A 24,207-nucleotide genomic window follows, 5' to 3' on the forward strand; every position below is an offset into this window, starting at 1 on the left:
TTTGTAGTAATTGAATTTAGGCCGGAAGCGGCCTTATGTAATAGTAAAATGGAAGGGGCTTTCCCTTCCATTTTATTCTTTTCTTATTTTTTTGAAGCTACTTTTTCAGCCATGATCAAAGCATTGTAAGCATTAACCATTTTTCCTGATTTGGAAATTTCGCTGAACATACGCTTGTTGTCAGGATCACCACCTAAAATAACTTCCTGTTTCACTGCAATTCCGGAGTCCATGATAATTTGTTTTACCTGGGCAGCCGTTAAGCCTGGATAGTAAGAACGGATTAAAGCAGCTACTCCGGCAACATTTGGCGAAGCCATTGAGGTTCCCTGTAAGTACTCATAACTTTGGTTTGGTGTAGTGGCATAGATCTTTTCACCCGGAGCAAAAACATCTACATCCGATTTTCCGTAGTTGGAGAAATCGGCTACCAGTTGCGGTCCGTAAACATAGTTTAAGGCACCAACCGTTAAAAAGTTGTCTGCGATTTCCGGCCCCATCTTGATGTTGTCATTCGGGAAACGGTCCACACCGCCGTCTGCATTCAGATCCAATCCTTCATTTCCGGCAGCAACAACGATCAATACGTCTTTTGAAGCGGCATATTTGATAGCATCATAAACCCATTCCGGATGTTGTGCAAAATATTTACCGAAACTTCCGTTGATTACTTTCGCACCGTTATCTACAGCATAACGGATACCTAAAGCGATATCTTTATCATATTCGTCTCCGTCCGGCACAGCACGAACAGCCAGGATTTCAACATTGTTACTCGCTACACCGTCGCCGCCCATTCCGTTAGCTCTGGTTTGTGCAATGATACCCGCAACGTGAGTTCCGTGTTTGGCACCGCTTTTTACAGGACCGATTACATTGTTGTCTCCGTATTTTTTATCGTTAATATCGTTTGGATTGTCACCAACTAATTTTCTGCCGTCGAATTGTAAATTCATGTGGTAGTTTACCTGGCTGTAAACCTGATCTTTAAACTCGTCAATTTTGGTCAGATCGTTACCGGTTTGCGGCAATACTTGCGACATTACCATTTTCGCCTGGCTTAAAGCCGGTTCTGAAGTCTGGATTTTCTGAATATCTTCAAGCGTATAGGTATCTTTCTTTAAATGCTTTTTGATAGTGTTGCTGGCATTTAAGATAAAATCAAGCTGTTGTTTCGCCTGCATTACCTCACTGGATTCTTTTTCGTATTCTGCTTTTGCTTTTTTATAGGTTTCAGAACCATCGTCTCCTTTTTTAAGGATACGGATATATTCCATGTTTTCATGTTCTGCTTTTCCTAAAAAGTTCCAGCCGTGGATGTCATCAATATAACCGTTTTTGTCGTCATCGATTCCGTTTCCGGCAACCTCTTTCGGATTTGTCCAGATAACCGGTTTTAGATCTTCATGGTCAATATCGACACCGGAGTCTACAACACCAACGATAACTTTTTTGCTTTTTTTGCCTTTTAATAATTCTGCATAAGCTCTGTCAACACTCATTCCGGGAACGGTATCTTTGATTAAGTCAAGATGGCTCCAGCGTTTCAAATCTTTTTCAGCCAGTTTTCCAACTTTTACAGGCATGTTGTCTGATGCCGTTAAAGGAGTATATACTGCTGTTTTCTGAGTTCCGCAACTCGCTAGGGCTAAGGCAAGTGCAGCAGATAAATAAAGGGGTTTTATTAATTTCATATACTTTTTGTTTTTCTAATTTTATAGGTCGAATGTATTTGTTTTTGTTACAATTTTTTTTGAGATTAACACTACTTTAGTATTTCATCACATTGAAAAACGTCTTTAAGACGCACTCCTTTATCGGTGTGCTCAACGGTTATAATCTGATTGTGCGCATCGTGTTCCAAAAATAAAAAGTAATTTTTGTCGGCAGCATTGTTCATGAATTTTGTTTTTTCATCAAGCGTCAGCAGTGGTCTTGTGTCGTATCCCATTACATACGGAATCGGGATATGCCCGGCTGTTGCTAATAAATCGGCACAAAAAACAAGTGTTTTATCCTGGTATTGAATATGCGGGATCATTTGTTTTTCGGTATGGCCGTCTGCAAATAAAATTCCGAATCCCAGTTCTGACTGTTCAAGGAAATCGCCTTCCGGACGATCGATGAATTTTAATTGTCCGCTTTCCCGGATTGGCAGGATGTTTTCGCTTAAAAATGAGGCTTTCTCTCTGGCATTTGGTTGGGTTGCCCATTCCCAGTGGTTTTCGTTTGTCCAGTAGGTAGCATTTTTAAAAGCCACTTCATAGCCGGTGCGGTCTTTGTTCCAGACTACGCTGCCGCCGCAATGGTCAAAATGCAGGTGTGTCATGAACACATCGGTAATGTCATCACGGTGAAAACCGTATTGTGCCAGGGATTTGTCGATAGAGTGTGTTCCCCAAAGCGAATAGTAACCAAAGAATTTATCGGATTGTTTATTTCCCATTCCGGTGTCGATCAAAATCAGCCTGTTGCCGTCTTCAATAAGCAGGCACCGGGCTGCGATATCGATTAAATTATTCTCGTCGGCCGGATTTGTTTTGTTCCAGATGGTCTTGGGAACCACGCCAAACATAGCGCCGCCATCCAGTTTAAAGTTGCCGCTTTCTATGGGATATAGTTTCATTACAAAAAATTTAATTGGAATGTAAAGATACTTTTTAAAGATAAAATAGAAAAAAATAAATGCGCAATGCAAAAAGACAATGCATGCTGCCCGGAATTACAGTAACGGTATTTGCCGGAATGATGATGCAAAGACGGTTTTTCCGAAATGAAAATCATGCAAGATAATCGTTGGAAATCATTACAGAGCTGACAATTATCATAGAATAACGTTTTTCTATCAAGCTATTAGTTATAAAAATGTTAGGTAGTATGGCAAACCGCAATATTTGTAATATCTTTGCATCAATTTAGAAATAATCTGTTTAAACGTTATGATAAAAGTATCTGAGACAGCAAAAAAAAGAATCGTTAACTTAATGGAAGATGACGGTTTTAACGCTACTACTGATTATGTTCGTGTGGGTGTAAAAAGCGGTGGATGTTCAGGCTTATCGTATGACTTAAAGTTTGATAAGAGCCTGGGAGATGACGATAAAGTATTTGAAGACAACAATATAAAAATTGCCGTAGATAAAAAAAGCTTTTTGTATTTAGTAGGCACTACTTTAGAATATTCCGGAGGGCTGAATGGAAAAGGATTTGTATTTAACAATCCAAATGCCAACAGAACTTGCGGTTGTGGTGAAAGTTTTTCACTTTAAAAAGGTAAGTCATTACGCTCCATACCATGATTTCAGAGTGATTTAATTCTGAAATCACGGTACGAGCAATCGACAATAAGACAAAAGAAATGAGTAAGTATACTGAAGAAGAATTAAAAAAAGAACTGGAAACCAAAGAGTATGAATATGGTTTCTATACCGATATTGAGTCGGAAACGTTTCCTGTTGGATTGAATGAAGACATTGTCCGGGCCATTTCAAAAAAGAAAAATGAGCCGGAATGGATGACAGAATGGCGATTGGAAGCTTTTCGTGCCTGGGAACAGATGATTGAACCGGAATGGGCAAATGTTCATTATGAAAAACCTGATTTTCAGGCAATCTCTTATTATTCTGCCCCAAAGAAAAAAGACAAATACGAAAGTTTGGATGAGGTAGATCCGGAATTACTGGAAACCTTTAAAAAACTGGGAATCTCTATAGATGAGCAAAAAAAATTAGCAGGAGTAGCAGTCGATATTGTAATGGACTCTGTTTCTGTAGCCACTACCTTTAAAAAGACACTGGCCGAAAAAGGCATTATTTTCTGCTCTATTTCGGAAGCCATTCAGGAACATCCGGAACTGGTTCGTCAGTATATCGGAAGTGTTGTTCCTCAAAAGGATAACTTTTATGCCGCATTGAACTCGGCAGTATTCTCGGATGGTTCTTTCTGTTATATTCCGAAAGGCGTTCGCTGCCCGATGGAATTATCTACTTATTTCCGTATCAACCAGGCAGGAACAGGTCAGTTTGAAAGAACACTTGTTGTTGCAGACGAAGGCAGTTATGTGAGCTACCTGGAAGGATGTACAGCACCTTCCCGTGATGAAAACCAGCTGCATGCCGCTGTTGTTGAGCTTATTGCTTTAGACAATGCCGAAATTAAATATTCTACCGTTCAAAACTGGTTCCCCGGAAACAAAGAAGGAAAAGGTGGTGTTTACAACTTTGTAACCAAAAGAGGTTTGTGTGAGAAAAATGCAAAAATCTCCTGGACACAGGTTGAAACCGGATCGGCAGTTACCTGGAAATATCCTTCCTGTATTTTAAGAGGAGATAATTCGGTAGGTGAGTTTTACTCTATTGCCGTAACCAATAACTTCCAGCAGGCAGATACCGGAACCAAAATGATTCACTTAGGAAACAATACGAAGAGTACCATTATTTCCAAAGGAATTTCTGCCGGAAGATCCCAAAACAGCTACCGTGGATTGGTTCAGGTGAGTTCCCGCGCGGAAAATGCCCGTAACTTCTCCCAGTGTGATTCGTTGCTGATGGGTAACAATTGCGGGGCACATACATTCCCGTATATCGAATCCAAAAACAGTTCGGCAAAAATCGAGCACGAAGCAACCACCAGTAAAATTGGTGAAGACCAGGTGTTTTACTGCAACCAGAGAGGTATTCCAACGGAAAAAGCCATTGCATTGATTGTAAACGGATTCAGTAAAGAAGTTTTAAACAAACTTCCGATGGAATTTGCTGTGGAAGCTCAGAAATTATTAGAAATATCATTGGAAGGATCGGTTGGTTAAGCAGCGGAAAACCCTTCAAAAACATATATCAGAAATAAAGGAACGTCAACAACGTTGCTACATTTAAAAATTAAACATTGGAAACAAAATGTTAGTTATAAAAAATTTACACGCTAGCGTAGAAGATAAAGAAATATTAAAAGGAATCAATCTTGAAGTAAAAGCAGGAGAAGTTCATGCGATAATGGGACCAAACGGAGCCGGGAAAAGTACCTTATCATCGGTTATTGCCGGTCGTGAGGATTATGAAGTGACCGAAGGGGAAATCCTTTTGGAAGGGGAAGACCTGACCGAACTGGCACCGGAGGAAAGAGCACACAAAGGCGTGTTCCTGTCGTTCCAGTATCCTATTGAAATTCCGGGAGTTTCGGTTACGAACTTTATGAAAACGGCGATCAACGAAACCAGAAAAGCAAAAGGTCTGGAAGAAATGCCGGCTAATGAAATGCTGAAAATGATCCGTGAAAAATCGGAGCTGTTGGAAATCGACAGAAAGTTTTTATCCCGTTCGTTAAACGAAGGATTTTCCGGAGGTGAGAAAAAACGTAATGAGATCTTCCAGATGGCAATGTTAGAACCAAAACTGGCTATTCTTGACGAAACCGATTCCGGATTGGATATCGATGCTTTGAGAATTGTGGCCAATGGGGTTAACAAACTAAAAAGTGAAGAGAATGCCGTAGTTGTGATCACGCACTACCAAAGATTGTTAGACTATATTGTTCCTGATTTTGTACACGTTTTACACGATGGTAAAATCGTTAAAACCGGAGGGAAAGAGCTGGCTCTGGAACTGGAAGAAAAAGGATACGACTGGATTAAAAACGAAAACTAGATTTCAAAAAAGATTGAAAGCATATTCAATTTTTGAAACGTAGCAAACATGGATTTAAAAGAAAAACTGATCTCCTCTTTTATGGCTTTTGAAGAGCGTGTAGATGTGCAGGCAACCCTGCACGATACCCGTACAGAAGCATTAAAGAATTTTGAAAATAAAGGCTTCCCGACTAAAAAAGAGGAAGCATGGAAATATACCTCACTGAATGCGGTTTTAAAAAATGATTTCAGTGTATTTCCTAAAAATGAAAGTGCTGTAGATTTTAAAGAAGTAAAAAAATACTTCCTGAACGATGTGGATACCTACAAAATTGTTTTTGTAGACGGTGTCTTCAGTTCGTTTTTATCTTCTACAACACATGACGGACAGGATGTTTGTCTGATGTCTTCGGCATTGACAAAACCAAAATATAAAATGATTATCGATACCTACTTCAACCAGGTTGCGGACAAGGAAGAAAGCATGACTTCCCTGAATACCGCTTTTGCCTATGAAGGAGCGTATATCAACATCCCGAAAAGCAAGATTGCCGATAAACCGATTGAAGTAATTTACTTCTCCACAGGAAATGAAGCCGCTTTGATGGTACAGCCCCGAAATTTGATTATCGTTGGAGAAAACGCCCATGTGCAGATCATAGAGCGTCATCAGAGTCTGAATGAGAACCCGGTTCTGATCAACTCGGTAACCGAGATCTTTGCCCACAAACGCGCCATCGTGGATTTCTATAAAATCCAGAATGACGTGCAAACGGCAAACCTGATTGACAATACCTATATTTCCCAGAAACAGGAAAGCATCGTGTCGGTACATACCTTCTCTTTTGGAGGGAATATCACCCGAAACAACCTGAATTTCTACCACCAGGGCGAAAGAATAGACAGTACTTTAAAAGGAATCACCCTTATTGGCGACAAACAACACGTGGACCACTATACTCTGGTGCACCACGCACAGCCAAACTGCGAAAGCCACCAGAATTACAAAGGAATCTATGGCGATAATTCGACAGGGGTATTCAACGGTAAAATATATGTGGAAAGAGAAGCACAGAAAACAGATGCTTTCCAGCAGAACAACAATATCTTACTGAGTGATAAAGCCACGATTAATGCCAAGCCGCAATTGGAAATTTTTGCAGATGATGTAAAATGTTCACACGGTTGTACGATCGGACAATTGGACGAAAGCGCCATGTTCTATATGCAGCAGCGCGGAATTCCTAAAAAAGAAGCGAAAGCGTTGTTAATGTATGCCTTTACAAGCGAAGTAACATCCAGTATTAAAATCCCGGAACTAAAAAATAAGATTGCCCGTATTATTGCGACCAAATTAGGCGTAAACATGGGATTTGACTTATAATTAGTGATTACAATAATTAAAAAGCCTGGCAGTTTTGTCAGGCTTTTTTTGTTTTAAATCGTTTTTATTCGCGTTTTAGTATGCTTCATTTGAGCTTATTACGATTTTTATTGTTAATTTTATTAACAGAAATTGAAAATCTAATAAAAATCTAATGACATAAATTAGTTTTTATTTTAGTGAACATAGAATTTTGTTGCAGAATTATGATTTGTTGTTGAATACAATTTTTCAATACTGTTTTATATGAAATTGAAACTATTTCTCACTTTTGTTTTACTGGTTACAGCAAAAGATGTTTTAATGTCACAAACCGTTTATGACATTAAAACCGCCCTCCAAACGGCAAAAGCCAACAACCGGGAGCTAAAAACCGAACAGCTTAATGTTCAGGTGGCTCAGGCCGACGTTGTAACGGCAAAATTAAGACCCAATTTGTCGTTGAATAACCAGACGTTACAATTGGCAGAATCGGCACATTATGCTCCGGATACCAAATGGAGCAATTCCCAGAACAGACAGGTATGGTGGCAGTTAACCAAACAGTTCCAGCTGCCTTCGCAAAGAAAAAACAAAATTGATGTTGCGAATAAAGGTGTTGCGGTTACAGAAGCGAACTACAAGGATTTTGAGCGAAACTTACTAACGGAAGTTGCCATGAACTGGCTGGATGTATGGCTGTCGCAGAAAAAATGGCAAACCGCATTAATGGCAAAAAACAACTGGGATACGTTGGTTACCGTAAACAAAAGCCGTCTTAAAAACCAGGTGATCACCACTACAGATTACAGCAGGACAGAACTGGTAGCCAGTCAATACAACGTGCTGGCACAAACGGCAAAACAGGATTACCAGAACAAGCTCAACAACCTCAAATTCATTTTGGGCGTTACGGATGACATCACGATTGCCGGTGACGATGCCGTGGAGCTGGGCGCTCTGGCAAACCAGGAAGAACTGCTCAACAATGCTATCGAAAACAGAAGCGATATCAATGTGCTTAAAAGCAATATTGAAGTCATGAAAAGCAATGTTTCCCTTCAAAAAAGCTTAGCCTATCCGCAGCCGGAACTGGGCGCTGTTTACAACCCGCAGAACAACGTTCCGTATGTCGGGATATACGCAACTATCGATCTGCCTTTTTTCGACAGAAACCAGGGAGAAATTAAAAAATCGCAGGTAACCAGAGATAAAGCAGAGCAGGAGCTGATCACGTCCAAAGAAAAGATCAAAACGGAGATCAGCAATGCTTATACCAGCTACAAACAATTTGAACAGAATGCGGCCAATCTGAAAAAAATGCGGGAACAATCCTATCACATTTTAGACAATGTGAAATATGCCTACATGAGAGGCGGAACCACCCTGATTGACTTTCTGGAAGCACAGCGAACCTGGTATGACACGCAGGAAAACTATTATGAAGCGATATACCAGCATAAAGAAAGTTACATCAAATTACTATATACAACAGGTTTAATACATCAAATAGCACAATAAATGAAAAGCGTTTTCTCACTCGTAATCATGATGCTCTTATTTTCTTGCAATTCCAAAGAAACCAAGAAAGAAGAAGCGCCACAACCTCCAAAAGTCGAAGACAATGGTACCCGTATAACGTTTAAGGATAAAGCCATCTTTAAACTGTTTAAAACCGAAACAATAGCCGATGGTTCCATTACCGGCGACCTGGTTTCGGTAGGATTGGTAGGAGCTACCGTTTTAGGATCCGACTCCGGAAGTTCGAATAACATTGTTTTATTTGAAAACCCGGAACTGGCATCGAACTATACACAGTTAATCCAGCACCAGATCAATATTAAACAGATCAGCAATGTCAATATCAAACAAAGACAGATCGAGCTGGCCAGAGCAAAAGACCTGAACCTTCACGGCGCGATGACCGGACAGGAATTGCTGAATACCCAAACAGCGCTATCGATGGAAATGACGAATCTTTCCAATGAAAAAGCGGCGATAATCGAGCATGAAGCAATGCTGAAATCGGCGGGATTTGATCCGGACTTATTGCGCAGAGCGAAAAAAGGAACGGCTTATCTGGTGAGTGATATTCCGGAAAACCAGATCAGCAAACTGAAAGTGGGCGACATCTGCAGAATACAGTTTACCGCATACCCGAATGATAAATTTACCGGGAAAATAGAAGCGATTGCCGACCGTGTGGATTTTACAACCCGTATGGTAAAACTCAGAATCGGACTGGACAATACCAACAATAAATTAAAAGTTGGAATGTATGCCAACGTTGCTTTCGGACTGGAAAGTGACAACACGATGAGCGTTCCTAAAATGGCGATCGTTACCGTTCAGGGAATGAACTATGTTTTCATTCAAAAAGACGATGCACAGTTTGAGAGAAGAAAAGTAGAAGTAGGGCAGCAAATTGGCGACAGAGTAGTGGTGTTTAGCGGAATAAACAAAGGAGAGAAAGTCGTTACCCAGGGAATAATGCAGTTAAAAGGATTGTCTTTTGGATATTAATTTTAAAAAGTATGATACAGGCTCAGATTTTTATTGATAAAGATGAATTGAAAGGAATCAAACCTTTATACGAATTCATTTTGCTGTTCTTATTGGAAAGAAATATTGCCGGCGCAACAGCTTTTGTGGGCATTATGGGATTTGGTAAACACCAGAAACTGAAGCGTCCCAACAGCGGGTTTTCATTTGATGAAACGCCGCTGGTAATTACTTTTATCGATGAAGAAGAAAAAGTGAAAAATGCGTTAACAGAATTAAGAAATCAATACAGCGGCGGTTTTATTATAACACAGGCTGTGGAACAATGGTAAAAAATGATTAAGAACTTACTTTTATTCTCACTGCGAAACCGATGGATCGTAGTGGGTATAAGCATCGCATTAATGCTTATAGGTTACCTGTGTTTCACACAACTAAAAATAGAAGCCTATCCGGATATTGCCGATACGAACGTAATTGTTGTGGCGCAGTATAAGGGAAGAGCGGCAGAAGAAGTAGAGCAACAGGTTACAGTAGCGATTGAAAGAGCGCTTCAGAATACACCGAATGTACTGGACAGAAGAAGCCGGACCATTTTTGGTTTGGGAATCGTTCAGCTTACGTTTAAAGACGGAACGGATGATTATTTTGCCAGACAGCAGGTTATGGAACGACTGGCAACCGCAGAATTACCGGAAGGGGTAGATGTGGAACTGGCACCGTTATCGACTGCCGTAGGTGAAATTTTAAGATATGTGGTGGAAGCACCGCCAAGCTATACGCCAACGGAAATACGCGACTTGCAGGATTGGGTGATCAAACCGTATTTACTGCAAACAGACGGTGTGGCGGATATTACCACCTTTGGCGGACCGCTGAAACAATTTCACATTCAATTGTCGCCGGATAAACTTCGAAAATACAACCTGAGCATTGCCGATGTGGAAAGCAAAATTGTGGCCAACAACATCAACTCGGGCGGTAACACGATAGAACGTGGCGGACAGGCTTTTGCCGTTAGGGGATTAGGAGCCATCAAAACGGAAAAAGACATTGAAAATATCGTAATTAAAACGGCGAACGGCTTACCGGTATTTATCCGTGATGTGGGCGATGTGGAAATTGCACCACCATCTCCAAGCGGGGTTTTAGGATATACCATCAATGCCGAAAAAGTAGATGTAAGCAATGGCGTGGAAGGAATCGTATTGTTAAGAAGATACGAAAACCCGAGTGAAGCCTTACAGAAACTAAAACAGCGTATTACCGATTTGCAGGATCACGGCCTTCCGGAAGGGGTAACGATCAGAACGCTATACGACAGAAGCTTCCTGATTAACCACTCTTTGGAAACCGTTGGAAAAACCTTGTTTGAAGGGGTTAGTATCGTAATCCTGGTTTTAATTTTCTTTTTAGGAAGTTTCAGAAGTGCGTTGGTAGTAGCCTTAACAATTCCGTTTTCACTGTTGTTTGCGTTTATCATCATGCGGTTAACCGGAATTCCGGCCAACTTATTATCCCTTGGTGCGATCGATTTTGGTATCATCGTGGACGGAGCCGTTGTAATGGCGGAACACCTGATCAGGAGGTACCGCAAGGCCAGTGTGGAAGAACGGAAAGAAGGAATTGTAGCAATAACCATGTTGTCTGCCCAGGAAGTAGGACGTGAGATTTTCTTTTCCGTGGCCATTATCATCCTGGCTTATATGCCGATATTGTTAATGACCCGTGTGGAAGGAAAACTGTTTTCACCAATGGCGCTTACATTATCTTTCGCGGTAATCGGTTCCATGCTGGCAGCCTTAACGTTAATCCCGGTATTGATCTCCTTTGTGTACAACAAAGTGGTATCCAATGTTGATGCGGAAATTAAAGAACACAAAAACGTTGTCCTGGACTTTTTAGATAAAAAATACAATAACTTTTTGTCGGTTACCCTGAGAAAATACAAAAGAACCGTTTATATCGGAATGTTTTTCGTGCTGGTTTTAATTGCTTTCGGAGCGAAACTGGGATCGGAATTTTTACCGGCATTGGATGAAGGTTCCATTTTCTTCAGAGGAAACTTTGCATCGGGCATTTCAATCCAGGAAAATGCAACATATTCCCCTAAGATCAGGAAAATCATAGCCAAGTATCCGCAGATATCATACGTTATTACGCAGGCAGGAAGAAATGATGACGGAACGGATCCTTTCCCGGCGAACCGAAACGAGATACTGATAGGACTGAAAGATTACAAACTGTGGAGCGATACCATTACGAAGAAAGACCTGGTAAAACGCATCAGCGCCGATCTGGAACACCAGCTGCCAAGCGTGCGGTTCTCATCCGGTCAGCCAATTATTGACCAGGTAATGGAAATTGTAACGGGTAGTGCTGCCGATCTTGCAGTGAGTATCGTCGGGGACGATTTAAAACTGATGCGGGCCAAAGCCGACAGTATCGTTTCGATTGTGAACAACATGAAAGGAAGTGCTTCCGTTAATATCGAACAGGAAGGACCACAGGATCAGCTGTCGATTACCATTGACCGGGAAAAAACGGCACGATTCGGGATCAATGTATCCGATATTCAGGATATTATTGAAGCCGCGATTGGTGGAAAAGCGGTTACCACGCTATACGACGGAGTGAAACGTTATGATGTTATCGTGCGTTACCTGCCGCAGTATCGTGCCAATATTGATGAAATCAAAAACTTACTGGTAACCTCTACCAGCGGTTCGCTTATTCCTATCGAACAACTGGCAGATGTGAGCTTTATTCAGGGACAGACCAACATTTACCACTATAACGGCAAACGTATGATTACCGTGAGAACCAATATTGTAGGCCGTGATCAGGTAGGATTTGTAAATGAATTACAGGCAAAAATTAAAAAATCCATTCCAACACCAAAAGGCTATGAAATCATATACGGAGGTCAGTATGAAAACCTGGAAAGAGCCGGTAAACAATTGTTAATGACTATTCCGTTAACCATCGGACTGGTATTTATACTGTTGTTCTTCCTGTATAAAAATTTCAAAGATACCTTGTTAACAATGACCTGCATACTGTTTGCACTGGGCGGCGGAATCGTAGCCTTACTGCTTCGGGGTTATTATTTCAACGTATCGGCCGGAGTTGGTTTCGTTTCGATCTTCGGAATCTCAGTAATGGCAGGAGTATTGCTGGTTTCGGCGATGAACCGGGCAAGCCTGATCCCGGATGAAGAAGATTTCAAAGACAAGGTACAGCGAACAGCCAAAGAACAGCTGCGGGCCATCATGTCGATTATCATACTGGCCGTTCTGGGATTAATACCGGCAGCAATTTCTTCGGGAATTGGTTCCGATGTTCAACGACCGCTGGCAACGGTAATTATTGGCGGATTATTGAGTACACTACTGTTTACACCAATCGTCATTCCGCCGTTGTATTACTGGCTGCATCCGGAGAAAAAAAGAAAACCCTAAATAACGAAAGCCCCGATTACCGTCGGGGTTTTTTATTGGCATTCCGGCAAAAGACAAATAGCCTTAAATCTGTCTTAATTTATTCTTGTTTTAAATAAACATCCCGTAAATTTGCATAAAAATAAAATGAAACGGATTTGCAGGAACTAATAACCTGCTTTGAAGTTCCGTCTGACCTTAAAAAAACAAGACAAAATCAGATGAAAAAGATAGACATTCAGGCTGTAAGAGCCGATTTTCCAATACTTTCACAAACAGTTAACGGCAAACCATTAGTATATTTTGATAACGGAGCAACCGCTCAGAAACCGAAAGTGGTTATTGATGCGATTACAAAGTATTATGAAGAAATTAATGCCAATATTCACAGAGGTGTTCACACGTTGAGCCAGTTGGCTACAGATGCCTATGAAGTATCCCGTAACACGATACAAAGCCACCTGAATGCGAAGCACAACTATGAAATCATTTTCACTTCCGGTACCACACATGGCATCAATCTGGTTGCAAACGGTTTTGCCGCTATTTTGAAACCGGGCGATGAGGTAATGGTTTCGGCCATAGAACACCACAGCAACATAGTGCCGTGGCAGATGCTATGCGAACGCACCGGTGCCCGGCTGGTTGTCATCCCGATGAATGAAAACGGAGAATTGATCATGTCTGAATTTGACCGTTTGCTGAATGAAAAAACAAAGGTGATAACCGTTAACCATATTTCCAACGCATTGGGAACCCTTAACCCGATTGCGGAGATTATTGAAAAAGGGCATAAAGTTGGTGCTACCGTTTTAATTGACGGAGCGCAGGCAACGCCGCACTTACGTCCGGATGTTCAGGAACTGGACTGTGATTTTTATGTGTTTTCAGGACACAAGGTTTGCGGGCCAACCGGTATCGGGATTTTATATGGTAAAGAAAGCTGGCTGAACCGGTTACCGCCGTATCAGGGTGGTGGGGAAATGATTAAAGAAGTGACTTTCGAAAAAACCACATACGCCGAACTGCCGCATAAATTTGAAGCGGGAACGCCCAATATCGCCGGAGGAATAGTGCTGGGTAAAGCCATTGACTATCTTAATTCCATCGGGTTTGACGCTATTGAAGCGCACGAACAGGAATTGCTGGCTTACGGAACACAACGACTATTGGAAATCGAAGGACTGAAAATATATGGAACCGGAGCTAAAAAGGCATCGGTAATTTCGTTTAATATTGAAGGCATTCACCCGTACGATATTGGTACGATTGTTGACAAATTAGGTATAGCGGTGAGAACCGGACATCATTGTGCACAGCCCATTATGAACTTTTTCGATATTCCGGGAACGGTAAGAGCCTCTTTTGCTTTTTATAATACCAAGGAAGAAATTGATATATTTGTAGAAGCGGTTAAAAAAGCACAGCAAATGTTATCCTAAAAAACAAAAAAGATGAAACTATTAACGCTTTTAGTAGCAGTTGTTGTTAGCTGTACAAGCTGCAACTCTGCCCAGCAAAAAACAACTGACGATTCCGGTAATACAACAACAGCAACCATGAAACAGGAAAAGGAATCACCCGTTTTTGAATATGAAGCCTCTTCAAGAGGACTTTATACTAAAATTGTTCTGGACAATAAAGCCTTAAAAGTTGTAAAGGGAAGAGGTGACTCGGCTGTGCCGAAAACTATTGCGGTTTCCGATAAAGACTGGAATGAAATCCTGGGGTATTTTAAAAACCTGGATTTAGCCGGAATCCCGAATCTGAAAGCACCTACCGAAAAAAGATTTTATGACGGAGCGGCTATGGCAAACTTTAAAGTAATTACAAAAGACGGAACCTATGCTTCCGATACTTTTGACCATGGATTTCCGCCGGCAGCCATTGCAAAAATTGTAAACAAACTAAACGAACTGACTGAAAAAAAATAAAACAATGACCATAAAAGATATTCAGGAAGAAATAGTCGATGAGTTTTCCATGTTTGACGACTGGATGCAGCGATACGAATACATTATCGAATTGGGGAAAAGCTTGCCGCTGATTGATGAAGAATATAAAAAAGAAGAAAATATAATCAAAGGATGCCAGTCGAAAGTATGGCTTCACGGAGAAGAACAAAACGGTAATATTGTTTTTACGGCCGATAGCGATGCCATATTGACCAAAGGAATTATTGCCATATTGATCCGCACGTTTTCCAATCAGTCGCCGCAGGCAATACTGGAAGCGAATACGGATTTCATTGACGAAATCGGATTAAAGGAACACTTGTCGCCAACCCGTGCCAACGGATTGGTGTCAATGATTAAACAAATAAAAATGTATGCTTTGGCGTTTCAGGCCAAAAACTAAAGAATATGGAAGAGTTTAACGATACAATCAATTTGGGAGAGGATGTTGTAAAAGTACTGAAAGGTATTTATGATCCGGAAATCCCTGTGGATATTTACGAATTGGGTCTGATTTATGACGTGATGATCAACGAAGATAACGACGTAAAAATCCTGATGACTTTAACATCTCCTAACTGTCCGGTAGCAGAAACGCTGCCTATGGAAGTGGAAGAGAAGATCAAATCCATTAATGCTGTTAAATCCTGTGAGGTGGAAATCACGTTCGATCCGCCCTGGAGTAAGGATTTAATGAGCGAAGAGGCCAAACTGGAATTGGGAATGCTGTAATCAACGGGCAATAAAAAAATGGAAGAAATTGTAAATAGGGTTGCCAATAGCGCTCTGGAGGTTTTTGACCTGGAGGATTATTATCCGGAAGGACAGCGGTTTGCGATTGATATTGCCCAATGGCTGTTTGAAGGATTTGTCCTGCGCGAAAAAGACTTTCGGGAGCAATTAAAAAATTTCGACTGGTCTGTTTATAAAGGCGGCTATGTGGCTTTGTCCTGCTCAACGGATGCGATAGTCCCGGCATGGGCCTATATGCTCATTACATCTTATTTAAAGCCGTTTTCCGAGAAAGTCTACCTCGGTTCCCTTTCGCAGATGGAAACCTCTTTATTTCAGGATATTTTAAACCGGCTGGATTATTCGGCCTATGAAGGTAAGCCTGTTATTATTAAAGGCTGCTCTAAAAAACCGGTTCCGCAGGAAGTATATGTACTGGCGACAGAAAAATTAATGCCTGTTGCCAAAAGCATTATGTTTGGCGAAGCCTGTTCTGCCGTACCGATTTACAAGAGGAAATAGACTTTTGTCGGTTTTTACGTCGTAATTTTGTGATTTTTTTGTGTTTTTTTGTTACTTTGTGTGAACAGAAAAACCTTATCTATGAGAAAAATTGCTTTTTCACTGCTTTGTTTCATCGGTACGATTGCCGTACAAGCACAGGAAACCGTTCAGGATACGACCAAACACTGGACGAAAAAAGGAAATGTTTCGTTTCTTTTTAATCAATCTGCTTTTAATAACTGGGTTGCCGGAGGTGAGAATAATATCGCAGGTAATCTGGGTATAAATTACGATTTTAACTACAAAAAAGGACCGTGGTCCTGGGATAACAAGATTATCGCAGCCTACGGACTTGTAAAAACAAAGAACTCCGCTTTTGAGAAAAAAACGGATGACCGTTTCGAGTTTAACTCCCTGCTTGGAAAAAAAGCCTCAGGATATTGGTACTATTCTGCTTTTTTAAACTTTAAAACCCAGATGACAAAAGGGTATGTTTACGGCACGGATACTGATGGTGCAGAAACGCGTTCGGAATATACGAACTTCCTGTCTCCGGGATATCTGACTTTTGGTCCGGGTATGCTGTGGAAGAAAAGCGATAACCTTAAAGTGAATCTGGCGCCGGCTACTTCTAAAGTGACCATAGTAGACAAAGATTTTACCCTTCCCAACAATGCCTATTTTGGTGTGGATCAGGGGAAAAGTTTACGTTATGAACTTGGTTTTTATGCTTCCGGGTACTATAAATTCAGTTTAATGGAAAACGTTTCGTTTGAAAACATCCTGAGTTTGTATTCGAACTATCTGGAAGATCCGCAAAATATCGATTTGGATTACCAGTTAAACATCGTGATGAAAATCAATAAATACCTGTCAACGAATTTAGCGTTCCAGACCATCTACGATGACAATGCCTTCAAAGGATTCCAGATCCGTCAGGTTTTGGGAGTGGGTATTAATTACGGTTTCTGATAACCATTATAGAAATAAAAAAAGCCCAATCAAATCGGGCTTTTTTTTATGCTTCATTGTCTTCTTTTTCAACAGCATCCTTATAATCGGGATATAAGAAATTGTTATACGGGAAACGGGTAATGTGAATGGTTCTTACCGCTTCATATACTTTTTCCCGGAATTCCTCGAAATTCTCTTTGTTCGTTGCCGAAATAAACAGCGCATTATCTTCTCCCACTTTAGACATCCAGGTGTTTTTCCAGTCTTCAAGGGTATAGTGCTTGCTGGTACGTTCCGTGATCAGATCATCGTTGGCTATCGTTAAATGCTTGTAGGCATCAATCTTATTGAACACCATGATGGTTGGCTTGTCGGCACTCTTGATGTCCTGTAAAATCTGGTTTACCGAGGCGATATGATCTTCAAAATCAGGATGTGAGATATCAACCACATGCAATAATAAATCGGCTTCGCGAACTTCATCCAGGGTACTTTTAAAGGATTCTACCAATTGTGTCGGAAGCTTGCGGATAAAACCTACCGTATCCGATAACAGGAACGGAAGATTTTTAATAACCACTTTCCGAACGGTAGTGTCCAGTGTTGCAAACAATTTGTTTTCAACAAAAACGTCACTTTTTCCAATCGCATTCATTAAGGTCGACTTTCCAACATTGGTATATCCCACTAAAGCCACACGAACCATCGCTCCGCGGTTACTGCGCTGTACCGACATCTGTCTGTCGATCGTGCGGATTTTTTCTTTTAGCAAAGCAATCCTGTCCCTTACAATTCGACGGTCGGTTTCGATCTCCGTTTCTCCGGGACCACGCATACCAATACCACCCCGCTGGCGCTCCAGGTGGGTCCACATACCGGAAAGCCTTGGCAGCAAATATTGGCATTGTGCCAGTTCAACCTGTGTACGGGCATAGGAAGTCTCTGCTCTTTGTGCAAAGATGTCCAGGATAAGATTCGTTCTGTCCAGTACTTTACAATCCAGCACCCTTGTAATATTTTTTTGCTGAGCGGGAGTTAACTCGTCATCAAAAATAACCGTCTTAACATCATTATCTTTTATATAATAATTGATCTCCTCCATTTTACCGGTTCCTACAAATGTTTTAGGATTTGGTTTTTCCATCTTTTGGGAAAAGCGTTTAATGACCTCCCCGCCGGCAGTAAAAGTAAGGAATTCCAGCTCGTCGAGATACTCACTAAGTTTCTCTTCCGACTGCTCCTTAGTAATGATTCCTACTATTACAGTCTTTTCAAAATTGATTACTTCTTTTTCTAGCATTTTATTCTTTTGAATTGCAAAAATAAGCAATTCCTGCCGAATCAGATGTGTTAAAATATTGTAACAAAAAACGGTTTTTTTGTTTATTTTAGAAATATAAGTTATTTATTTGTTAAATAGGCATTATATTTAAAAACTACTAAAACTATATAACACAAATGCTTATGAAAAAAATTACGCTTTTAATTTTTATGTCATTATTGAGTTTTGTGGGCTTTTCCCAGACTTTTCCTGAAGGTTTTGAGGGAGCTTCTGCCTTGCCAACGGGCTGGCTGATCCTTGATAATGGTGTAGGAATGGGTCCATCAAACACCAATTTATGGCTTCGAAGTGGGCCTAACTCGGCGACTTCACCGCCACACACCGGGCAATATGCCTATTCCGTTGAACGGGTAAACATTGGAATCGGAAATACCGAAGAAGACTGGTTAATCACTCCCCCGGTTACCATTCCCGCAAACGGACAATTACGCTTTTTTGCACAACAAGGCCGTGCCGGAGATCAGGGATCTAAATTACAGGTTCGTATCTCAACCGGCAACGATCAGAGTAACATGAGCAGCTATACCATAATGGCTGCCGATTTAACCGAATCACAAATTTCTTCTGCAGCAGGAACCTATGCTGAACAGGTAATTAACCTTGCCGGGCTCAATCTTGCCAACCAAAGTGTCTATATCGCTTTTGTAAGGGTTTATACCCAGCCTACAGTAGCTGTGGGCGGTGACCGTTTTGTTATTGACGATATTAATTTAGTACAGCGATGTCTGGATCCTACAAATGGTGTTGCAAATACCATAACCACCACAACAGCTTCTTTATCATGGACCAATCCAAGCGGTTCTGCCAATTGGGAAATTGAAGTAGTACCTTCTGCCTCTCCATTAACAGGAGTGGGAACAGCAATAACGACAAATCCTTATACAGCACAAAATTTAACGCCGGGTACGGTTTACCAGTACCGCGTTCGTTCCAAATGTACAGGAGGTACAACCGATGTGTACAGTGATTGGGCTGGACCTTTTTACTTTACGACCGTATCTTTAGGACAAACCTGTGCCGCCCCGATTGTTATTGGCGGACTGCCGTATTCCACAACGGATAACACAGCGAACTACGGGAACAACATCACCAGCAGCCAGGGAACAACCGGCTGTGGTACCACAACAAACTACCTGACCGGTAACGATGTCGTATATGCCTATACGGCCACAACTACCGGGATAATCGATATTTCCATGACCCCTACAGCAACCTATTCCGGTATTTTTGTTTATAACAATTGTGCCAATATAGGAACCAGCTGTTTGGCGGGTGTAGGAAACTCAAATTCCAATATCCGGAATATCACAAACTTTCCGGTAACTGCCGGAACGACCTATTATTTTGTGATTTCAACCAATGCTACACCGGTATCTACAGGCTACACTTTGGTGATTCAGCAAATTAACTGTTTGCCGCCAACAGCTTTAGCCGTAGGAGCCTTAAACATGACTTCTGCCGATCTAAGCTGGGGGAATCCTTCCGGAGCAACAGAATGGCAGGTGGCGGTACAGCTTCCGGGAGCCGGAGTACCAGCCGGAGCCGGAACAACGGTTACAGCCATGCCTTATACAGCCACTACCACATTGGCCGGAGCCGCTTTAACTGCCGGAACAGCCTATGAATATTATGTAAGAGCAAAATGTCCGGACGGATCGTTCAGCCAATGGTCCGGGCCAAAACCATTCCAGACACCGCTTTGTAACAATGCCTGTAACTTCAATTTCATCATGAGAGATACCTATGGTGACGGCTGGAACGGCAATACGATCAGCATCAAACAAAACGGAGTAGTTATCGGAACGCTAACAGGACCGGCAGCTGCCGACGGAACAAACCCGGTAACGGCGCAGATAGCGTTATGTTCGGGAATTCCGTTTGAAGTATACTGGAATGCCGGAGGAAGCTACCCGGCAGAAGTAGGCCTTACGGTAGTAACACCTTTTGGCGTTACCCTTTACACCAAACCACCGGGAACCGGTTCTCAGGACAGTTTGTTATATATCGGACCAACGGATTGTACTCCGCCAACATGTCCGCAGCCAACGGCGCTGACGACCAGTAATATTACCATGAATTCCGTTCAGGTATCCTGGACAGAAGCGGGAACGGCTACGGCATGGGAAGTGATTGCCTTACCGGCAGGATCACCTTCGCCGAATACAATACCGCCAACAACAGGTATCGTATCGGTAACGACAACACCATCAACAATATTGACATTAACATCAGATACCGCTTTTGATATTTACGTAAGAGCCGTTTGCAGCCCTACCGATTCCAGTTACTGGACTGGAGCAGCGACTATCAGAACCCTGCCTAACTATTGTGGCGGCGATCATTTCTATGATCCGGGAGGGGCATCAGGAGATTATGGCAATAGCGCTAACGTTACAACTACCATTTGCCCTGCTGCTGCCGGTCAGATTGTAACGGTAGAATTCAACAGCTTTGATACAGAAGCAAATTATGATTTTGTAAGAGTATATGACGGAACGGGAACAGCCGGAACCTTATTAGGAACTTACACCGGAAACTTAACCGGAGCGAATTTACCGGGACCATTTGAGTCTGCACCGGGAAGCTGTTTAACCTTTGTATTTACTTCCGATGGAAGCGGTGTTCGTCCGGGTTGGGATGCTACCGTTACCTGCGGGCCGCCGCCAACTTGTCCGAAGCCGACAGCATTCAATACAACCAATCCGACAAGCAGTTCCGTTCAGTTAACCTGGACAGAAACCGGAACGGCAACCAGCTGGGAAGTGATGGCTGTACCGGCAGGAACACCATCGCCCAATTCGAACCCGGTTCCGTCAACGGCCATCACGGCCATCGTGACGTCACCACCGCCTTATGTGTTAAACGGGCTGGATTCGGATACCAATTATGATTTCTATGTGCGAGCCCTTTGCAGTACTACCGATAAGAGTACCTGGACAGGACCGAGAAACAGCAAAACATTACCGGATTATTGCGGAGGCGATCATTTCTATGATACCGGAGGCGCAACCGGAGATTATGCCAATAGCGCCAACGTTACAACGACTATTTGTCCTGTAAATGCTACCGATATTGTTACGATTGAATTCAATACTTTCAATACGGAAGCCGGCTATGATTACTTAAGAGTATATGAAGGAACCGGAACGGCAGGCACACTGTTGGGAACCTTTAACGGCAACCTGACCGGCGCCAATTTACCGGGACCTTTTGAATCTGCTGCTCCGGGAGGCTGTATCACTTTTGTGTTCACTTCCGATGGAAGCGGTGTGCGTCCGGGATGGGATGCTACCGTTACCTGCGGACCGCCGCCAACATGTCCGAAGCCAAAGAACTTAGCGGCTTCGAACCCTACGAGCAATTCGGTTCAGTTAACATGGCTGGAAATGGGAACGGCAACCAGTTGGGAAGTTGTGGCTGTTCCGGTGGGTACACCATCGCCTAACACAACGCCACTGCCGTCCACAGCAATTACAGCTATTGTAAATACACCGCCGCCGTATACTTTTGGCGGACTGCAGCCTTTCACGTCCTATGATTTTTATGTGAGAGCCCTTTGTAGTGCTACCGATGTCAGTTTATGGTCTTTACCGGTTACTTTTACAACAGCGATTGGGAATGACAATTGTAGTACAGCCTATACCTTACCGGTTAATTTAACCAATGAATGTACACAAATAACTGCTGTTTCGTTCTTTGGTTCTACCGCTTCTCCTGAAGCAGGTGCCTGCGGAACGGCCAATGGCGGTGACATCTGGTTTCAATTTACAGCAACAAACAGTACCCATCTGATAGAATTGTTAAACTTTACCGGCAGCCCGCTTCCGATTGTTCTAACGATGTATCAAGGGGATGTGTGCGGTAACCTGACCCAGTTGTATTGTAGTTTCAATAACTCGATAACTGCAACAGGCTTACAGCCGAATACGGTTTATAAAATCAGAGCGACGATCAATTCAAACAGTGCGACTCAGAATGTTAATTTTGACATTTGTGTGAAAACACCAACGCCGCCGGCAAATAATAACAGTTCCGATTGTTTGATCAATACAGTAAATGCCGATTTTGAATTACCGGATATCGTTTCGACTTCAATCTATCCGCAGATGATTAACCACAATACGGTATTGGGATGGAGAACAACGGCATCGGATCAGATCATGGAATTCTGGAATACACCGAATTATGAAAGTGTACCGGCCTATTCCGGAACACAGTTTATTGAGCTGAATGCCAATGAAGTTTCCGGAGTTTACCAGGATTACCTGACACCAGTGACCACACAGTTTACCTATGGTTTTGCCCATAGAGGAAGAATGGGTGTGGATTCCTGCGGATTGTATGCAGGACCTCCGGGCGGACCTTATACTTTGGTAACCAGCGTGTCGACAGATAAAACGGCATGGGGTTATTATACCGGAAATTATACTGTTCCGGTTGGACAAACCGTTACCCGATTTATTTTCCAATCCATTTCGAGCTCGGGTGGAAATCCGAGTGTGGGGAACTTTTTGGATAATATTAATTTTACCGCCAATAATGGTATTATTTCGCCTAATCCGCTGAATTTAAGCTGTACCAATAACTTAGCAAACGTTTCGGCTGCTGGAGTAGGAACGTGGTCTGCCCACAGCAGTAACCCGGCGACTACTGTAATTGCTAATCCGAACTTAAACAATACGACTATTTCCGGTTTTACCGTTGGCGGAACATACAAATATGACTGGACAACACTGTACTGTATCAGTACATTGGAAATTGTTTTTGACGATAATGGAAATATACAGCCAACGTTTACAGCCGTGACACCAATCTGTCCGGGCGCTACGGCACCGGTTTTACCATTGACTTCGATAGAAGGGATTACCGGAACCTGGAATCCGGCAGTAGTGGATAATATGGCAACGGCAACCTATACTTTCACGCCAAATGCAGGTCAGTGTGCCACTACGGCTACACTAACGGTTACGGTGAATACCGGAACAACACCGACGTTTACGCAGATTCCGCCATTTTGTGCGAATATAACCACTGGTCCGCCAATTTTACCGGGCACTTCTTTAGAAGGTATAACCGGAACCTGGTCGCCGCCATTGGTGAGTAATGTTGCTACAGGAACCTATACGTTTACTCCTGATGCGGGACAATGTGCCGCGACAACGCAAATGACAGTTGTGGTTAATCAACCGGTTGTCCCTACGTTTGCAGCAATTCCGGCAATCTGTCCGAATGATCCTGCACCGGCATTACCGGCAACTTCACAGGAAGGAATTCCGGGAACCTGGAATCCGGCAGTAGTGGATAATACAACTACAACAACCTATATGTTTACACCGGCTTCCGGTAACTGTGCCGCAAACGGTTCGTTAACCATCACGGTTAACCCGGGTGTTCAGCCAACGTTTGCCCAGATCGCACCGTTCTGTACCAACGCTACAGTACCGGTATTACCGACAACTTCTCTGGAAGGTGTAACGGGAACCTGGTCACCGGCTGTGGTGAGCGGCACCGCAACGGGAACCTATACCTTTACCCCGACAACAGGACAATGCGGAAGCCCGGCTACGATGACCATCACCGTTATCCCGGCTACCCAGCCTACCTTTACATCGGTAGCAGCAATATGCCCTGGCGATACCGCACCGGTATTACCGACAACTTCTCTGGAAGGCGTAACGGGAACCTGGTCACCGGCTGTGGTGAGCAACACTGCAACAGGCACCTATACCTTTACCCCAACAACAGGACAATGTGCTCAAAACGCAACATTAACTGTAACGGTTCAGGGAGCC

General features: G+C 42.5%; 18 protein-coding genes. 15 read left to right on the forward strand and 3 right to left on the reverse strand.

The window, feature by feature from the left end:
• Positions 1–83: 83 nt before the first annotated feature.
• Positions 84–1,694 (reverse strand): S8 family peptidase, encoded by a 1,611-nt coding sequence (locus BGO42_RS05820; protein WP_177731007.1) that lies wholly within the window; start codon positions 1,692–1,694, stop codon positions 84–86.
• A gap of 71 nt (positions 1,695–1,765) precedes the next feature.
• Positions 1,766–2,626, reverse strand: coding sequence for an MBL fold metallo-hydrolase (locus BGO42_RS05825; RefSeq protein WP_273246598.1), 861 nt, complete (start codon positions 2,624–2,626; stop codon positions 1,766–1,768).
• A gap of 313 nt (positions 2,627–2,939) precedes the next feature.
• On the opposite strand from BGO42_RS05825, the gene BGO42_RS05830 reads away from it, so the two are divergent.
• From BGO42_RS05830 to BGO42_RS05895, 14 genes are all read left to right on the forward strand, one after another.
• Positions 2,940–3,269: a HesB/IscA family protein gene (locus BGO42_RS05830; protein ID WP_177731011.1), complete on the forward strand. Its 330-nt coding sequence runs from the start codon at positions 2,940–2,942 to the stop codon at positions 3,267–3,269.
• A gap of 89 nt (positions 3,270–3,358) precedes the next feature.
• Positions 3,359–4,807 (forward strand): Fe-S cluster assembly protein SufB, encoded by a 1,449-nt coding sequence (gene sufB, locus BGO42_RS05835; RefSeq protein WP_273246599.1) that lies wholly within the window; start codon positions 3,359–3,361, stop codon positions 4,805–4,807.
• Between the two features lie 88 nt (positions 4,808–4,895).
• The gene (gene sufC / locus BGO42_RS05840; protein ID WP_177731015.1) at positions 4,896–5,642 is read left to right on the forward strand and encodes a Fe-S cluster assembly ATPase SufC; all 747 of its coding nucleotides are present in this window, start codon (positions 4,896–4,898) and stop codon (positions 5,640–5,642) included.
• 48 nt (positions 5,643–5,690) lie between these two features.
• Positions 5,691–7,007, forward strand: a complete 1,317-nt coding sequence (gene sufD / locus BGO42_RS05845) for a Fe-S cluster assembly protein SufD (protein ID WP_177731017.1) — start codon at positions 5,691–5,693, stop codon at positions 7,005–7,007.
• 246 nt (positions 7,008–7,253) lie between these two features.
• Positions 7,254–8,507 carry a TolC family protein gene (locus tag BGO42_RS05850; protein ID WP_177731019.1) on the forward strand — a complete coding sequence of 418 codons (1,254 nt, stop codon included), beginning with the start codon at positions 7,254–7,256 and terminating at the stop codon, positions 8,505–8,507.
• Positions 8,508–9,509, forward strand: coding sequence for an efflux RND transporter periplasmic adaptor subunit (locus BGO42_RS05855; RefSeq protein ID WP_177731021.1), 1,002 nt, complete (start codon positions 8,508–8,510; stop codon positions 9,507–9,509). It begins immediately after the preceding gene.
• A gap of 11 nt (positions 9,510–9,520) precedes the next feature.
• Positions 9,521–9,820 (forward strand): DUF190 domain-containing protein, encoded by a 300-nt coding sequence (locus BGO42_RS05860; RefSeq protein WP_177731023.1) that lies wholly within the window; start codon positions 9,521–9,523, stop codon positions 9,818–9,820.
• 3 nt (positions 9,821–9,823) lie between these two features.
• Positions 9,824–12,949, forward strand: a complete 3,126-nt coding sequence (locus BGO42_RS05865) for an efflux RND transporter permease subunit (protein WP_177731025.1) — start codon at positions 9,824–9,826, stop codon at positions 12,947–12,949.
• Between the two features lie 200 nt (positions 12,950–13,149).
• Complete coding sequence (locus BGO42_RS05870) at positions 13,150–14,370, forward strand: aminotransferase class V-fold PLP-dependent enzyme (RefSeq protein ID WP_273246600.1); 1,221 nt, start codon at positions 13,150–13,152, stop codon at positions 14,368–14,370.
• A 12-nt stretch (positions 14,371–14,382) separates the two neighbouring features.
• Positions 14,383–14,862, forward strand: a complete 480-nt coding sequence (locus BGO42_RS05875; RefSeq protein WP_177731027.1) for a hypothetical protein — start codon at positions 14,383–14,385, stop codon at positions 14,860–14,862.
• A 4-nt stretch (positions 14,863–14,866) separates the two neighbouring features.
• Positions 14,867–15,286 (forward strand): SufE family protein, encoded by a 420-nt coding sequence (locus BGO42_RS05880; protein WP_177731029.1) that lies wholly within the window; start codon positions 14,867–14,869, stop codon positions 15,284–15,286.
• A 5-nt stretch (positions 15,287–15,291) separates the two neighbouring features.
• Positions 15,292–15,615: an SUF system Fe-S cluster assembly protein gene (locus tag BGO42_RS05885; protein WP_177731031.1), complete on the forward strand. Its 324-nt coding sequence runs from the start codon at positions 15,292–15,294 to the stop codon at positions 15,613–15,615.
• 18 nt (positions 15,616–15,633) lie between these two features.
• Positions 15,634–16,137 (forward strand): DUF2480 family protein, encoded by a 504-nt coding sequence (locus tag BGO42_RS05890; protein WP_273246601.1) that lies wholly within the window; start codon positions 15,634–15,636, stop codon positions 16,135–16,137.
• Between the two features lie 81 nt (positions 16,138–16,218).
• The gene (locus BGO42_RS05895; RefSeq protein WP_177731035.1) at positions 16,219–17,091 is read left to right on the forward strand and encodes a DUF3078 domain-containing protein; all 873 of its coding nucleotides are present in this window, start codon (positions 16,219–16,221) and stop codon (positions 17,089–17,091) included.
• 46 nt (positions 17,092–17,137) lie between these two features.
• Here BGO42_RS05895 and hflX read toward each other — a convergent pair whose 3' ends face one another.
• Positions 17,138–18,373 (reverse strand): GTPase HflX, encoded by a 1,236-nt coding sequence (gene hflX, locus BGO42_RS05900; RefSeq protein ID WP_177731037.1) that lies wholly within the window; start codon positions 18,371–18,373, stop codon positions 17,138–17,140.
• A 164-nt stretch (positions 18,374–18,537) separates the two neighbouring features.
• Here hflX and BGO42_RS05905 point away from each other — a divergent pair.
• The coding region (locus tag BGO42_RS05905; protein WP_286748885.1) for a fibronectin type III domain-containing protein at positions 18,538–24,207 on the forward strand (5,670 nt) is incomplete at its 3' end.

Source organism: Flavobacterium sp. 40-81, assembly GCF_001898245.1.
Classification (GTDB): domain Bacteria; phylum Bacteroidota; class Bacteroidia; order Flavobacteriales; family Flavobacteriaceae; genus Flavobacterium; species Flavobacterium inviolabile.